Origin of the sequence: Vibrio tapetis subsp. tapetis (assembly GCF_900233005.1) — a bacterium.
Taxonomy (GTDB): Bacteria; Pseudomonadota; Gammaproteobacteria; order Enterobacterales; family Vibrionaceae; genus Vibrio; species Vibrio tapetis.
Genome location: NZ_LT960611.1, coordinates 2,308,541 through 2,323,946, shown reverse-complemented (window position 1 = coordinate 2,323,946; position 15,406 = coordinate 2,308,541). Strand labels below are relative to the sequence as shown.

The window sequence follows — 15,406 nt, the reverse complement described above, 5'->3', positions numbered from 1 at the left end:
TAGTATGGCGGTTAGAGTACTAGTTGTTGATGATTCAAGTTTTTTCAGACGTCGCGTCAGTGAAATCATCAACTCAGATCCGCGTCTTGAAGTAGTAGACATGGCGGTTAACGGTAAAGATGCCGTTGAAAAAGCACTCCGAATTAAACCGGATGTGATCACTATGGACATCGAAATGCCAGTAATGGATGGCATTACGGCTGTACGTGAAATCATGAAAGTGCAGCCTACTCCTATTTTGATGTTTTCATCGTTAACTCACGATGGTGCAAAAGCAACGTTAGATGCTCTGGATGCGGGTGCATTAGATTTCTTACCGAAGAAATTTGAAGATATAGCACGAAACAGAGACGAAGCGGTTAGTTTGCTGCAACAACGAGTCAGTGAAATAGCGCGTAAACGAGTGTTTATGCGCAGAACGACCACAAGCGCTCCTGCTGCACCAGCACGGACAGCGCCGTCGACTTCCGCAACGAGGAATGCAGCGTCTTCTCAATTAAGGTCTGCACCTTCAACACCCGCAGCGGCTCCTCCAGCACGAAGTTTTGCTGGTAAGTATAAAGCGAGTGGCAAAAAATATCAGTTAACGGCTATTGGTACCTCAACTGGGGGGCCTGTAGCATTACAAAAGGTGCTGACTAAGTTACCAGCAAATTACCCACATCCGATTGTGTTGATACAGCATATGCCTGCAACCTTCACCGCTGCATTTGCATCGAGATTGAACTCTTTATGCAAAATTCAGGTGAAAGAAGCGGAAGATGGTGATGTTCTAAAGCCTGGCCATGCCTATTTGGCACCAGGTGGCAAACAGATGATGATAGATGGTCGTCCCGGTTCTGCTAAGCTCCGCATCATTGATGGTGGTGAGCGAATGAACTACAAACCTTGTGTCGATGTAACCTTTGGTTCTGCTGCAAAAATATACCAAGATAAAGTGTTATCCATGGTATTGACTGGCATGGGAGCTGACGGGCGTGAAGGCGCAAGAATGCTGAAAACAGCGGGTGCGACTATTTGGGCACAAGATGAAGAAAGCTGTGTGGTATATGGTATGCCACAAGCCGTTGCTAAAGCAGGGATCTCAAGCGAAGATTTACCGCTAGAGCGTATCGCTGAACGTATGCTAGTTGAAGTTGGCATATCTTAAGGAGTCAATGTGATAGTTTGGAGTGTCGCTAACCAAAAGGGCGGTGTAGGCAAAACAACCACGACAGTAACACTGGCGGGGTTGTTAAGTCTGCGTGGTAAACGAGTGTTATTGGTTGATACCGACCCCCATGCGTCTCTTACTACTTATCTCGGATATGACTCTGACGAAGTACCTTGCAGCTTATTTGATCTGTTTCAATTGAGGCAGATTGATGAAAGTAGCGTGAGTTCGTTAATTTTGGGTACCGATATTGAAAATATCGACATCATTCCTGCTCATATGTCGTTAGCGACACTTGATCGCGTGATGGGTAACCGAAGTGGTATGGGGCTGATATTAAATAAGGCTCTGACTGCAATATCTGAAAAATACGATTATGTATTGATTGATTGCCCGCCAATTTTAGGGGTAATGATGGTGAATGCATTGGCTGCGAGTGATCGAATTTTGATACCAGTTCAAACCGAATTCTTGGCCATGAAAGGTCTTGAGCGAATGGTTCGAACTTTAGCGATCATGCAGAAATCACGAACGTCTCCGTTTAAAACAACGATAGTGCCAACTATGTATGATAAGCGAACGAATGCTTCGCTTCAGACGCTAACACAGTTAAAGAAAGGTTACCCTAATCAGGTGTGGCCATCTGCTGTTCCTATCGATACTAAATTTCGTGATGCCAGCTTAAAGCACTTACCAGCGTCGTATTTTGCTCCTGGTAGCCGTGGCGTATTCGCTTATAAACAGCTTTTAATCTATCTCGAGAGGTTGTCTTTCGATGATTAAAGAACCTGAAGCGGTATTATCGAGTGAGCAGGCATTAGATGACTATTTTACGGCCTTGTTAGGTGAAGACACATTCTTTGCCGACGAGGCTAGTGAGCTTGAAGTCAGTGAACAAGATTACTCGGCAGAAGAAGTCATTGTCGTAAAAAAAGTTGTTAAATCTACTGAGGTTGATGACGTTAGCATTTCTGCTGAACGAGAAATCGCATCTCAGGATGATACGCAGCAACGTGTCTCTGATGAATTTGAGCTTGAACCTCAAGCTAAGTTACAAAGTGAGTCGAGTTCGTCCTATACTGAAGTAGGTTACAACGAATTTGAGCTTCCTGACTTAGATGACGTGCAACGCCTTCTTAGTCAGTTAGAGTCAACCAATGCTGCTGATGAACCAGAAATTGACGATCTCATTAATCAAAATAACGTTGATATTGCGGTTGTCACTGAGGTTGCTCAAGAAGAGCCAGCTTTGCTCAGTGCAGAAATTCAAGAGTGGGAAAGCAGTTATGCCGAAACTCTGGTGGATTCTCCAGAAGTTAAGCTTGAAACGATAACAGAACCTGAACAAGCAATTGCCGAGGTTATAGAGCCTGTTGCAATACCTGAAACTCATACAGAAGACGTTATTGAGCAACAAGCCGAGACTGAAGCCCAAACAGAGTCGGGAGCAGGATTTACTAAAGAGTGGACAACAGTCGCAAGAAATGATGCGTTCCAAGTCCTTTATTTTGAAGTAAATAGCGTCGTATTCGCGGTTCCTTTAGATGAGCTTGGCGGTATACATCAAAAAGCTGAAGAACTGAATCACTTAATTGGCCGTCCTGATTGGTATTTAGGTTTACAAACCAATAAGAACGATCAGTTAGACGTTGTTGACACCGCAAGGTGGGCAATGTCAGAAAAATTGATCGATGACACACATCGCGATAGTTATCAATATATTGTGATGTTAGATGAAAGTCATTGGGGGTTAGCATCGAACCAATTAATGGGAACCGAATGGCTTAGCCCTGAAAAAATCCGCTGGCGCAAAAGTGCCGGGAAACGTCCTTGGTTAGCCGGGATGGTTAAAGAAAAAATGTGCGCTCTGATCCATGTCGATGCGATGATCACAATGCTGGATGCAGGGCTCGATGTCAAAGCGTTGGACAGTTAGAAGTAGAATTGTCGTTAGCGGCAAAAATGAGGATAAAACATGTCTCAAACGAATGAAGTAGAAGTAAGAAAAGACCAAGCAAACGATGAAGTTCTTCAGTGGGTAACATTCCAACTTGAAGACGAGACCTATGGCATCAATGTAATGCAAGTACGTGAAGTATTGCGTTATACAGAGATTGCACCCGTTCCAGGAGCGCCTGATTACGTTCTGGGTATCATCAACCTTCGTGGTAACGTTGTAACCGTTATTGATACACGTTCTCGCTTCGGCTTAATGCAAGGCGAAATTACAGATAATACGCGTATTATTGTGATTGAATCTGAGCATCAAGTGATTGGTATTTTGGTCGATAGCGTTGCTGAAGTGGTTTACTTACGTTCTTCTGAAATTGATACCACGCCAAGTGTTGGTACCGATGAAAGTGCTAAGTTCATCCAAGGTGTAAGCAACAGAGAAGGTAAACTTCTGATTCTTGTTGATTTAAACAAGCTGCTTACTGATGAAGAGTGGGATGACATGGCTCATCTATAATGATGAATGAGTTATCAACAATGTTACCTCTTTTAATAGGGGTAGCTGTGTTTGTTGCGCTTTGTATTATCTTAGTGTTTGTGCGCGTTAAACGAACGGGTGCAAAACGGTTAGATGTACAAAGGCAGCAGGTGCGCAGTTTGGAAAAGGAACTGCAAAAAACCAACAAACAGGTGCTAGAAGTACGCTCAGTTATGGTTGGTTTAGGGCAAAAAGTTGCTGAACAACAGGACATTATTCAACATCTTATCGAGCGTGTGACGGAATTGGAGCATACCGATTCAGATGGTCGCATGTATTCTCGTGCCAATAAGATGGTACAGCTCGGCGCAGGAATCAACGAATTGATTGAAGAATGCGAACTGCCGAAAGCAGAAGCAGAGTTGATGATGTCTTTACAGAGTAAAATTGCTGGCAAAGAAAAAGTCCCACCTTTGAATGACCATCCAGAAAGAAAGGCAATGAGATCACCAGCCCCTTCTCGAAGACCGCAGCATAAAATGAAATAGTGGATTTAAAGCGCTAGATTATTGTTGGTTGTAACAGATGGATGGAAATTTTCTGCTGTTTATTAAGAGAAGGCCGAGAGGCCTTCTCTTTTTTGTATCATTTACTTTCAATTTATAGACTGAAAAATCTGCGTTATGTGTCCTTTTTCAAAAATGTGGCAATTAGTTAACAGATTTCTGGTGAGATTCGCGTTTCCTTAACTTCTAGTTCTATTTTGTGGTCAATCCTGTGTGTTAAGATACGGATTCACTTACTTTAATAATTAAGACCATGCTTGAAGTATCAAACCTGACTGCAATTCGAGATGAACGCGTACTGTTTGAGTCCCTATCATTTTCCGTGCAACCGGGTGAATTGATACAAGTTGAAGGGCGAAATGGCACCGGAAAAACGACGTTATTGAGGATCATTGCTGGCCTCGGAGATTGCGAAGAGGGAAGCATTTCTTGGAAAAAAGAGAGCATTTTTGATAGCCGTGATGCCTACCATCAAGATTTGCTATTTTTAGGGCATCAACCAGGCATCAAGCGCGAACTTAACGCGTATGAAAACCTCGCCTTCTATCTTCAATTACATCAGCAGAAAAATGATCAACAAGCCATATGGGATGCACTGACACTAGTCGGGCTCGCAGGGCGTGAAGAGGTGCCTGTTGGGCAATTATCCGCAGGGCAACAACGTCGTGTGGCGTTAGCTCGGTTATGGCTAAGTAATCACCCTCTGTGGATACTAGACGAGCCGTTAACTGCAATTGATAAGCAGGGCGTAAAAGTACTAGAAACTTTATTTCTAAAACACGCTAATTCAGGGGGAATGGTTTTGTTGACGACGCATCAAGACATGTTTGCCGACAACCCATTACTTCGTAAAATTCGATTAGGAGACTAAATGGTTTCTTCTATGCTGACAATTGTTCGTCGTGAACTGCTCATTGCATTCAGACGACAGGCTGACATTTTAAACCCGTTATGGTTCTTTATCATTGTGGTCACGCTGTTTCCACTGAGTATTGGGCCTGAACCAAACCTTTTGGCACGCATAGCGGCGGGTATTGTTTGGGTTGCGGCTTTACTTTCTGCCTTGTTGTCATTAGAACGTCTTTTTCGAGATGATTATCAAGACGGCGCACTGGAACAAATGATGCTGATGCCTATCCCATTGCCACTGGCTGTGATGAGCAAAGTTATCGCACACTGGCTACTCACTGGGTTACCTTTGATTCTCATCAGCCCGTTACTCGCAATATTACTGTCATTAGATTTCAATACTTGGTTAGCGGTTGTGCTGACTCTGCTAGTTGGCACACCAACATTAAGCTTCATCGGTGCGATTGGCGTGGCCTTAACGGTAGGGCTGCAAAAGGGCGGTGTATTATTGAGCCTGTTGATTTTGCCGCTTTATATCCCAATTTTGATTTTTGCTACCTCGGCAATTGATGCAGCCAGTTTAGGGATGGCGTATAACGGTCAACTTGCTGTGTTAGGAGCAATGCTAGCAGGTGCCGCGACATTAACGCCATTTGCAATCAGTGCATCATTGAGAGTCAGCGTAAACTAGCACCACTTTATTACAATAAACGCGATGCATAGATGTCGTGTATTCATATTTATAATAGGGCTTCTACAGCAAAGGCTGAAAGAAGACACTAGAAGCAAGAGTGAGACAGACGATGTGGAAATGGCTTCATCCGTACGCAAAGCCTGAAAAAGCGTATCAGCTTAGTGGCACCTTATTACCTTGGTTTTCAATTTTAGCCCTAGGTTGTTTATTGACGGGCTCTATTTGGGGGCTTGCTTTTGCTCCTTCTGATTACCAGCAAGGTGACAGTTTTAGAATCATCTATATTCACGTGCCTTCTGCTATTTGGTCGATGGGTGCTTATATGTCGATGGCAATCGCAGCCTTTATTGGTATCGTTTGGCAAGTACGCCTTTCGGATATGGCCGCCGCTGCCATGGCTCCAATTGGCGCTGTATTTACGTTTATTGCTTTAGTCACCGGTGCTATATGGGGCAAACCTATGTGGGGCACATGGTGGGTATGGGACGCACGCTTAACCTCAGAACTCATTCTTCTTTTCTTATACCTGGGTGTGATTGCGCTTTACCATGCATTCGATGACCAGAAAACCGCAGCGAAAGCGGCCGGTATTTTGGCTATGGTTGGTGTCATCAACTTACCTATTATTCACTTCTCGGTTGAGTGGTGGAACACCTTGCATCAAGGGGCAACCATAACTAAGTTTGAGAAGCCATCTATCTCTGGTGACATGTTATGGCCATTATTGCTGAACATTTTTGGTTTCGCTTTTTTCTTTGCCAGCTTAACCTTGGTGAGATTTAGAAACGAAATAATAGCCAAAGAAAGCCATCGACCATGGGTGCAAGCCATTGCAGCATCTCGTGCATCTAATTCATCTCACGCGAATAAGAGGTAACTCGTATGCATTTTGACTCTTTTTCAGATTTACTCGCGATGGGCGGCTACGCCGGTTACGTATGGGGAGCATTTGGTATTACATTTGGCTCTATGCTGCTTTTACTTGTATTAAGTGTTAAACGTAATCGTGAACTTTTTAAAGGCGTTCAGGCCAAAATAGACAGACAAGCGCGAATTGACGCGGCGAAAGATATGGAGAACACACTATGAACCCAAGACGTAAGAAGAGGCTCGGTCTCGTTCTCGCTTTAATAGTCGGCATTTCGACTACTGTTGGCTTGATGCTCTATGCTCTCAATCAAAACATGGATCTATTCTATACCCCGACCGAACTGGTTATGGGTAAGCCTGATGGCTCGAAACCTTACGTTGGCCAGCGTTTACGTATCGGTGGCATGGTTGTTGAAGGCTCGGTTTCGCGTAATCAAGAATCACTAAGAGTTTCTTTTGACCTTGCCGATGTCGGCCCAAAAGTAACGGTTGTGTATGATGGTATTTTGCCTGATTTATTCCGTGAAGGGCAGGGTATCGTTGCTCAGGGTGTCCTCATTGATGCAACGACCATTGAAGCGTTTGAAGTACTAGCGAAGCATGATGAAGAATACATGCCGCCGGAAATTGCGGAAGCAATGAAGAAAACTCACGAACCGTTACAATATTCAGATGAGCAAAAACAAGGAAGCTCTAAATGATCGCTGAAATAGGCCACTTTGCCCTGATAATTTCATTAGGGTTTGCCGTGCTATTGAGTGTATTGCCCTTATATGGAGCAAGCCAAAATAACACCACCTTGATGAATTTTGCTCGCCCGCTTTCGTGGGGCATGTTCTTACTCTTGGGTTTGTCGTTCTGTATTTTGCTGTGGGCATTTTACACGAATGATTTTACCATCACTTATGTTGCAACCAACTCGAATACCTTGCTGCCTTGGTATTATCGACTCACCGCAGTATGGGGCGCTCACGAGGGTTCTTTGTTGCTCTGGGTGTTGATACAAGCGGGTTGGACCGTTGCCGTTGCTACCTTTAGCCGGGGAATGCCACAAGAGTCAGTCGCGCGAGTGTTGGCGGTGATGGGCTTGATTACGGTCGGATTCTTGTTGTTCATTATCATGACATCAAACCCGTTCTTACGTACTCTGCCATTTTTCCCGATTGACGGACGAGACTTAAACCCATTACTGCAAGATCCAGGGCTGATCATTCACCCTCCTATGCTTTATATGGGCTACGTTGGTTTCTCTGTTGCGTTCTCATTTGCTATTGCGTCATTGATGACAGGCCGCTTAGACACCGCGTGGGCTCGTTGGTCTCGTCCGTGGACAACGGCGGCATGGCTATTCCTAACGCTAGGTATCGCACTAGGTTCTTGGTGGGCGTACTACGAACTTGGCTGGGGTGGTTGGTGGTTCTGGGATCCAGTAGAAAACGCCTCATTTATGCCTTGGCTGGCTGGTACAGCGCTGATGCACTCACTGGCGGTAACTGAAAAACGCGGTACATTTAAAGCTTGGACAGTATTACTTGCTATCTCTGCGTTCTCTTTGAGCTTGCTTGGTACTTTCCTCGTGCGTTCAGGGATTCTGGTTTCTGTGCATGCGTTTGCTTCTGATCCAGCGCGTGGCATGTTCATTCTCGCGTTCTTAGTCTTTGTTATTGGCGGCTCATTGCTGTTGTTCGCAATGAAAGGCTCTTCAGTACGTGTTCGTGGCAATTATGAGCTGTTTTCTCGTGAAAACGCACTATTAGGTAATAACATTATTTTAGTCGCGGCATTAGTCGTGGTGCTAGTGGGTACTTTGTTGCCTCTTGTTCACAAACAGTTAGGTTTGGGCTCCGTTTCTATTGGTGCGCCATTCTTTAATATGCTGTTTACATGGTTAATGGTTCCATTTGCATTCTTGCTGGGTGTAGGCCCGCTGATTCGCTGGAAAAAAGATGACTTATCAGGCTTAGTTAAGCCAATGTTGGTCTCTGGTGTTGCTGCGTTCGCACTTGCTGCCGTCGCCATTTTTGCCTTGGCAGACCGTTTTACCGGCCTTGCTTATTTAGGTTGGGTAATGGCGCTGTGGATTGTGTTTATGCACGCTTTTGAGCTTCATCAACGTGCCACTCATCGCCATACTTTTCTGGTGGGTGTTAAGAAATTGCAACGTAGCCACTGGGCAATGATGTTTGCTCACTTCGGCATGGCGGTTACCGTAATCGGTATTGCAATGGTACAGAACTACTCAATAGAGCGTGATGTTCGTTTAGCGCCCGGTGAAAGGTTTGAAATTCAAGGTTATGACTTTTACTTCAAAGGTCTACGTGATACAGATGGCCCTAACTATGATGGTTATACCGCTGACTTTGAAATCACCTTAGATGGTAGTTATGTCAATACGTTACACGCTGAAAAACGTTTTTATAGCACAGCAAAGTCTATGATGACGGAAGCGGCGATCGATCGTGGTGTGACTCGCGATCTGTATATTGCTCTGGGTGAACGCTTAGATGATGGCGACGCGTGGGCTGTACGTATTTATTACAAACCATTTGTACGCTGGATCTGGTTAGGCAGTATTTTCATGTCGCTAGGTGGCGCGATTGCAATCAGTGATAAACGTTACCGTTTTAGAAAGAACACTAATGCTGTGGTAAAGGAGCAATAAGATGAATCTAAATGTAATGTTCGCTCCTTTGGCCTTTTTCCTCATCTTGGTGGCGGTATTTGGCACGCAGTTAACTCGTAACGCTGATGGTGATGATCCAACCAAGCTTGAATCCGTATTAGTAGGTAAAACGGTGCCAGAGTTTCGTTTAGAAGATTTGGCGCAACCAGGAAAACTGTACGATCAAACAATTTTTGTTGGTGAGCCTTTGCTGATCAATGTATGGGCAACATGGTGTCCAACATGTTATGCAGAGCACCAATATCTGAATGAGCTTTCAAAAGAAGGCGTTAAGATCATTGGCCTCAACTACAAAGATGACAGGAATAAAGCAGTGCAGTGGCTTACCGAGTTGGGTAACCCATACTTGATTAGCCTGTTTGATGGTGACGGCATGCTAGGGCTTGATCTTGGCGTTTACGGTGCACCTGAAACCTATTTGGTCGATGCAAATGGCGTGATCCGTTATCGCCATGTTGGTGATGTAAATACTAAAAACTGGCATGAAACGCTACAGCCTATGTATCAGCAATTCTTGGAGGAAGCGAAATGATTCGAACTATTCGCGTCTTATTATTAGCTCTCTTTGCATTTTCAATGCCTGTATTGGCAACGATTGATCTACACGAATTTGATAGTGTAGAGCAAGAACAAAAGTTCAAAGAATTGAGCGCGACACTGCGTTGCCCTAAATGTCAGAACAATTCCATTGGCGATTCAAACGCAATACTGGCTCAAGACTTGCGTCAGAAAGTGTATGAAATGCTGAAAGCCGGCAAATCGGAAGATGAAATCGTTGATTATATGATTGCTCGTTACGGTAACTTCGTCACTTACAATCCACCAGTAACACCGGTAACGTCGGTGTTATGGTTAGGTCCACTTTCAGTCATTGTTTTTGGCTTTGGTTTTATTTTCTTAAGAAGTCGTAAGCGTAAATCAACGGCAACATCCACCGACGACTGGGATGCAGATAAAGAAGCGAAGCTAAAATCGCTACTGGAAGAAAGTGACCAAGGAGACAAAAAACAATGATGATGTTTTGGATAGCTACGCTGGCTTTGGTGGTACTTTCGAGTGTTTTCATTCTGTGGCCGTTATTAGTAAAAAAAGACGTCGATGACGAAGCACGTCGTGATGAACTCAATAAAGCGTTTTATAAAGATCGCCTAGCTGAGCTTGAAGAAGAAACAGATGAAGGCTTGGTTGATGACCAGCAAGAATTGGTTTCTGATTTAAAGCAGACGTTGCTTGATGACATCCCTAATCAAAAAGTAAACACTGAAACTCAAGTGTCTATGCCATTGGTTGTGGGTGCGTCTATCGTGTTTATGGCAGTATTGTCGTACGGAACGTACTTCAAGTATGGCGCATCCAATGACGTTGAAAGCTGGCAGCAAGTTTCTAATAACTTACCCGAGTTAACGAAAAAGCTGATGTCGCCAGGTAATGAACCATTAGCTGACGATGAGATGGACGATCTCACCCTTGCGCTTCGAACTCGCTTGCATCATCAACCCGAAGACTCGACAGGTTGGTTGTTATTGGGAAGAATTGCCTTGGCGAATCGCGATATCACGACCGCTATTGGATCGATGAAAAAAGCCTATCGCCTTGAACCTGAAGATACGGACATTCAATTAGGCTATGCGCAGGCGCTGATGCTCTCTTCGGATGAGTCAGACTTGAATAACGCACGGGCTATCTTAGCCGGCCTTATTAAGGAAGATTATGTAGACTTACGTGTGTTCTCTTTATTGGCTTTTGATGCATTTGAGCAGCAAGACTACCCAGCAGCGGTTCAGTATTGGAGTATGATGCAAAAAATGATTGGTCCTGAAGACAGTCGTTACACCATGCTTCAACGCAGTATTGAAAATGCACGATTGAAAATGGGTGATGCTCAGCAAGTATCCGGAAAATCAGTTGCCGTTACCATTAGCCTGTCGCCTGAAGTACAAGCTAATAGCAATGCCGCATTGATCGTTTCAGCTCATCGCGCTGATGGCAGCCCAATGCCTGTAGCTGCGGCGAGATACCCTCTAGGTAGTTTCCCTCGCACGGTGGTGATTGACGACCGAAATAGCATGATTGAAGGCCAGAATTTATCGGATCTGCCTGACTTTCTGATCCGTGCTCGAATTGATACTGATGGTAATGTATCAACCCGAGATGGCGATTGGTACGGTGAAAGCCCGGTCATCAAACTGGGTGAACAGGTTGCGTTAACGATTGATAAGCGTTATTAATAGTTAAAGCTTGTTATTGCCTCGTAATCAATCATGATTAAGGGGGATATAGGATTAAAAAACCGGCTTCGGCTGGTTTTTTGTTGTTAGGAAAGGATGCATGGCGTTTAAGCAGTTGAAAATCGTCTCAGTTATAATACTGACCAGCGTTTTGTTGGGGTGCAGCAGTGCGCCTAAAGAATCAGAAAACGAACAACACCCTAATGATCCCTTTGAAGGGGTCAACCGCGTGATGTTCGATTTAAACTACGATTATATCGACCCATACTTAGTTCGTCCGGTGTCAATTGCGTATGTTGAAACAGTGCCTGTTCCTGTACGCGGTGGTATTGGCAATTTTTTAGCGAACTTAGATGAACCGGCCAGTATCGTGAACAACCTTTTGATGGGGAAAGGTGAAAGAGCCGCAGACCATTTCAATCGCTTTTGGATCAACTCAACGTTAGGTTTACTTGGTTTTATTGATGTTGCGTCGGCGGCTGGCATCAGTAAACATGATGAACGCCAGTTTGGTGATATGTTGGGATACCATGGTGTCGGTCATGGGCCGTACTTTATGGTGCCAGGTTACGGTCCAATCACCGCTCGTAAAACCACAAGCTTTATTGATGGTAAGTATGTGCCTCTTTCTTTGCTCAATTTTTGGGCAAGTGCTGGTAAATGGGCACTAGAGGGCATGGAAAAACGGTATGTCTTGATACCGCAAGAAGGGACGTTAGAAGCCTCGCCAGATCCTTATGCGTTATCTCGTGAAGTCTACTTACAGCGCCGCGATTATACGGCAGGGCTAGAAGTAGAGATTGACGAAGAGGAAGAAGACTATTTGGATGATTATTTGGATGATGGGTTTTAGGGGCGGGTTTAAGGCATAAGGCTCAGGGCGAGAGATAGAATTCGCTGCGCTCACTAGAATACAGATTACGGAGCGGACTCCCTTCTAGAGGCTATAAGGGTAAGAGCTCGGGATAGTTCTGTGTTAGTGGAATGAGTTGTGGATGCTAGAAAATGAAGTTCGTTCTGTATTATATCTTTAGACACAAAAAAGGTTGGCGAAAGCCAACCTTTTGTTTTTCTGTCGTTTCTAAATTGAATTAGAAGCTGTAGCTGTACTGTACGCCGGCTAGGATTGCGTTTGCGTGCGTAGTTGCTGTTAGTTTACTTAGACCAGAACCCTCAGTTACTGATACGTCTTCACCTAGTAGGTAAGTCGCACCAAAATCAACAGTATGTTTGTCCATATGGTAGCTCAAACCTGCAGAGAACCAGTGACGGTTTGAGTCAGGAACAGAAATAGATGTGATTTCATCTTGAGCTGCAGAGTCGAACATGTAGCCTGCACGGAACGTCCAGTCTTGGCTCATGTAGTAAGTACCACCTAAAGCAACGTGATATCCATCTTTCCACTTGTAGTCTTTAGAAAAAGAACCGCCAGAAGTTTCGATTTTGTCGAATGCACTCCAACCAATCCATTGTAAGCTATAGTGTACTGCAAACTTGGAATCGGTAATTTTGTGATAACCAGAGAACTCAAGCATGCTCGGTAAAGGTAGTTTTAATTTCTCATCAGAGTAATCGAGTACGCCACCTGCTAACTCTATCTTACCTTTTGCTTCTATAAGAGGGCTATAGTGGTAAGAAAGACCATAACGGTTATTTTCATCGGCTTCGTAAACGGTACCAATATTAAATCCGATACCAGTTCCTTTTGCATCAATATCAAGCAGGTTACCGGTAGTGTTTCGCTTCAATACACCAGTACCTTCAACGATATCAATACCAGCTCCAAGGCTAAGTTTTTCATTGACTCTGTAAGAAGCTGCTAGAGCATAATTAATGCTAGTGATTTGAGTTTCACCACCGTAGTTTCCTGAAATGCCGTCACCAAATGATTTGTCGAAATTGTTTTTTGTACCAAAGTTAGAGTAAACCCCAGCACCTAGAGCAATTTTATCGTTTAAGCGGTGAACGTAGTAGATGTTTGGAACTGGAGTATCGCTTTTGTTTGTCGCGCTATTGCCACTGTCAATAGCAGTTTCTATATCAGTTACTTTAATCTCAGTACTGATCACATTGACGCCACCAGAAAACTGGTGAGAATCAAACAGCGCCATTGCTGCTGCGTTACGAGACATTACTGAAGCGTTATCAGCGATAACTGCGTCACCAGCAAATGCGCGGCCTAGGCCTGTTGCTGATTGAGCGTTAAGTTGGAATCCAGCGGCAACCGCTTGTTGTGAAGCGAGAGCGATGGTTGCTGCAATTACCGTTTTTTTAAACAGACGCGTGCTATTCATTGGTGACTACCTATAATTATTTATTTTTTTAGTTACCCACTTTTTTTGTGCCAAGTGATTAAGTTGGCGTGGGCTGTCGAGCAAATACTCAGTGACGCAGATAGTAAAGGTAGAAATGAGCGAGAGAAATCCGACCAGAGGAAAAAGTGGCGATAAAATCCATGAAATGGGCGGTAATTAACAGTAAGTTCGGCGAAATGTGTGTATTTTAGAGTTTATACTCTATTTGGGGTGAGGGTAATTGAGCTGAATGATAAATGCTCCCACCTGGGAGCATTTGAAGTATTAACCGATTGGTTTGATGATTGGCATCAGTACTTCGGCGATTTTGGCGACATCTTCACCTGCCTCGCCTACGAGTACCATACTGGCCCCTTCAAGAGGAGTAATTGTACCGTTCATGCCATTTTTCTGGAAAGACTGAGTTGAGTCGCTATTAACACGCGTAACGAACATCGTCACTCGTCCTTTTTCACCTTGGAATACCATGTGCATAGCGTTCGAATCACCAAAACCACAGTGATTTAAGTAATACACTTGGTACGGAAAGTTATCAGTAAATGCAAAATCAAAAGGTTTTAACTTCATGTTGATTTGCTTAGAAGATACTTTCTCATCTAACGGGTTTATAAACGGTGATTCGTCAACAACATGCTGCATTGCGGTATCGGCTAAAGAAGCATGAGCAGGGCTAATAACAAGTGGTGTCCAATTTATTTGCCCTACCAACAACCCAGCGGCAAATGCGACAGAGGCAGCCAGTGCCATCGTTCGTTTCATTACAGAGCGTGTGAATGGGGTCTCTTCAATCTCAGCACTTTGATTAAATAGAATCCGATCCGCAAGGCCATCTGGGACATCAACTTTCATTGCTTGCTCGATTTGATTATCAAGCTTTAGAATGTCATCGATAAACTTAGCGTTTAACTCACATTGTTCTCTTGTAAGTTCGCTATCAGATTCCTTGTTTTTGGGATCGGACATAATTCGACGGCGAAGTTCTAAATCATCCATTATGTACCCCCTTATCTAGATCAGATTCATCTAACATGTCTTTGAGTTGATTTCTCGCTCGGAAAAGTCGAGTCATCACCGTATTTTTATTAAGATCTAATATATCGCCGATCTCTTCACCGCTGAAACCACCAATAACTTGCAGAAACAGTGGCTCACGATAGTCAATATCCAGCTTCATGATTTGATTTTGTAGCCATTCTTGTTGATGTTTCGGATCGTCACTGGTTTTTGCTTCCGCACCATGATCGTCAATATCGACTAATTCTAACTGTTTCCTTTCAAATCTTCGTGCGTTTTCGCGGCGCAATATGGTGATCAACCAAGACTTGGCTGCTTTTTCATCTTGTAAGCTGTCTATTGCTTTCCAAGCTCTTAAGCAGGTTTCTTGCACTAAGTCTTCAGCTATATGTCCATCTTTGCATAACCAATATGCATAGCGATAAAGGTCGCGATGGTAAGCCCGCACGAGGGCTTCGTATCGTTTTTGTTTGTCCATATCAGAGTTGACCGGGCTCTGTGGCTTTTTCTTTCCAAATAAATTTAGTATTGACACATGCGGCTCCATTTTCTCGAGCGATTAACGAGAAAAGCTTATCCTTGCGGCAGTATGGGTAAAACCAC

18 protein-coding genes are annotated in these 15,406 nt (G+C 44.0%); 15 read left to right on the top strand and 3 right to left on the bottom strand.

The annotated features are described in order from the left end of the window. Positions 1–4: 4 nt before the first annotated feature. From VTAP4600_RS10275 to VTAP4600_RS10205, 15 genes are all read left to right on the top strand, one after another. A complete protein-coding gene (locus tag VTAP4600_RS10275) occupies positions 5–1,150 on the top strand; it encodes a protein-glutamate methylesterase/protein-glutamine glutaminase (RefSeq protein ID WP_102522714.1) in 1,146 nt (381 codons plus the stop codon). A gap of 9 nt (positions 1,151–1,159) precedes the next feature. Beyond that, positions 1,160–1,936, top strand: a complete 777-nt coding sequence (locus VTAP4600_RS10270) for a ParA family protein (protein ID WP_102522713.1) — start codon at positions 1,160–1,162, stop codon at positions 1,934–1,936. Further along, complete coding sequence (locus VTAP4600_RS10265; RefSeq protein ID WP_102522712.1) at positions 1,929–3,089, top strand: chemotaxis protein CheW; 1,161 nt, start codon at positions 1,929–1,931, stop codon at positions 3,087–3,089. Before VTAP4600_RS10270 ends, VTAP4600_RS10265 begins: the two co-directional genes overlap by 8 nt. A 39-nt stretch (positions 3,090–3,128) precedes the next feature. Further along, complete coding sequence (locus tag VTAP4600_RS10260; protein WP_102522711.1) at positions 3,129–3,623, top strand: chemotaxis protein CheW; 495 nt, start codon at positions 3,129–3,131, stop codon at positions 3,621–3,623. Further along, the gene (locus VTAP4600_RS10255; protein WP_172443114.1) at positions 3,623–4,132 is read left to right on the top strand and encodes a DUF2802 domain-containing protein; all 510 of its coding nucleotides are present in this window, start codon (positions 3,623–3,625) and stop codon (positions 4,130–4,132) included. Before VTAP4600_RS10260 ends, VTAP4600_RS10255 begins: the two co-directional genes overlap by 1 nt. A gap of 271 nt (positions 4,133–4,403) precedes the next feature. Then, on the top strand, positions 4,404–5,021 hold the full coding sequence (ccmA, locus tag VTAP4600_RS10250) for a cytochrome c biogenesis heme-transporting ATPase CcmA (RefSeq protein WP_102522710.1): 618 nt from the start codon (positions 4,404–4,406) through the stop codon (positions 5,019–5,021). Next, positions 5,022–5,690, top strand: a complete 669-nt coding sequence (ccmB, locus tag VTAP4600_RS10245) for a heme exporter protein CcmB (protein ID WP_102522709.1) — start codon at positions 5,022–5,024, stop codon at positions 5,688–5,690. It begins immediately after the preceding gene. A 112-nt stretch (positions 5,691–5,802) separates the two neighbouring features. After that, positions 5,803–6,570, top strand: a complete 768-nt coding sequence (locus tag VTAP4600_RS10240) for a heme ABC transporter permease (RefSeq protein ID WP_102522708.1) — start codon at positions 5,803–5,805, stop codon at positions 6,568–6,570. 5 nt (positions 6,571–6,575) lie between these two features. Continuing rightward, positions 6,576–6,782 (top strand): heme exporter protein CcmD, encoded by a 207-nt coding sequence (ccmD, locus tag VTAP4600_RS10235; protein ID WP_102522707.1) that lies wholly within the window; start codon positions 6,576–6,578, stop codon positions 6,780–6,782. Beyond that, positions 6,779–7,264: a cytochrome c maturation protein CcmE gene (gene ccmE / locus VTAP4600_RS10230; RefSeq protein ID WP_102522706.1), complete on the top strand. Its 486-nt coding sequence runs from the start codon at positions 6,779–6,781 to the stop codon at positions 7,262–7,264. Before ccmD ends, ccmE begins: the two co-directional genes overlap by 4 nt. Continuing rightward, on the top strand, positions 7,261–9,225 hold the full coding sequence (locus VTAP4600_RS10225; RefSeq protein WP_102522705.1) for a heme lyase CcmF/NrfE family subunit: 1,965 nt from the start codon (positions 7,261–7,263) through the stop codon (positions 9,223–9,225). The genes ccmE and VTAP4600_RS10225 overlap by 4 nt, the downstream gene beginning before the upstream one ends. Before the next feature lies 1 nt (position 9,226). Then, a complete protein-coding gene (locus tag VTAP4600_RS10220; RefSeq protein WP_102522704.1) occupies positions 9,227–9,778 on the top strand; it encodes a DsbE family thiol:disulfide interchange protein in 552 nt (183 codons plus the stop codon). Next, the gene (locus tag VTAP4600_RS10215; protein WP_102522703.1) at positions 9,775–10,260 is read left to right on the top strand and encodes a cytochrome c-type biogenesis protein; all 486 of its coding nucleotides are present in this window, start codon (positions 9,775–9,777) and stop codon (positions 10,258–10,260) included. Before VTAP4600_RS10220 ends, VTAP4600_RS10215 begins: the two co-directional genes overlap by 4 nt. Further along, the gene (gene ccmI, locus VTAP4600_RS10210) at positions 10,257–11,474 is read left to right on the top strand and encodes a c-type cytochrome biogenesis protein CcmI (protein ID WP_102522702.1); all 1,218 of its coding nucleotides are present in this window, start codon (positions 10,257–10,259) and stop codon (positions 11,472–11,474) included. Before VTAP4600_RS10215 ends, ccmI begins: the two co-directional genes overlap by 4 nt. Positions 11,475–11,574: 100 nt before the next feature. Then, entirely contained in the window at positions 11,575–12,327 is a 753-nt protein-coding gene (locus VTAP4600_RS10205; protein ID WP_102522701.1) for an MlaA family lipoprotein, read from the top strand. Between the two features lie 238 nt (positions 12,328–12,565). On the opposite strand, the gene VTAP4600_RS10200 is transcribed toward VTAP4600_RS10205, so the two are convergent. The 3 genes from VTAP4600_RS10200 to VTAP4600_RS10190 all read right to left on the bottom strand — a co-directional run bounded on the left by VTAP4600_RS10200 (position 12,566) and on the right by VTAP4600_RS10190 (position 15,350). After that, positions 12,566–13,768 (bottom strand): OmpP1/FadL family transporter, encoded by a 1,203-nt coding sequence (locus tag VTAP4600_RS10200; RefSeq protein WP_102522700.1) that lies wholly within the window; start codon positions 13,766–13,768, stop codon positions 12,566–12,568. Between the two features lie 285 nt (positions 13,769–14,053). Beyond that, positions 14,054–14,782 carry a DUF3379 family protein gene (locus VTAP4600_RS10195; protein WP_102522699.1) on the bottom strand — a complete coding sequence of 243 codons (729 nt, stop codon included), beginning with the start codon at positions 14,780–14,782 and terminating at the stop codon, positions 14,054–14,056. Beyond that, entirely contained in the window at positions 14,775–15,350 is a 576-nt protein-coding gene (locus VTAP4600_RS10190; RefSeq protein WP_102522698.1) for a sigma-70 family RNA polymerase sigma factor, read from the bottom strand. The genes VTAP4600_RS10195 and VTAP4600_RS10190 overlap by 8 nt, the downstream gene beginning before the upstream one ends. Between the last annotated feature and the right edge of the window lie 56 nt (positions 15,351–15,406).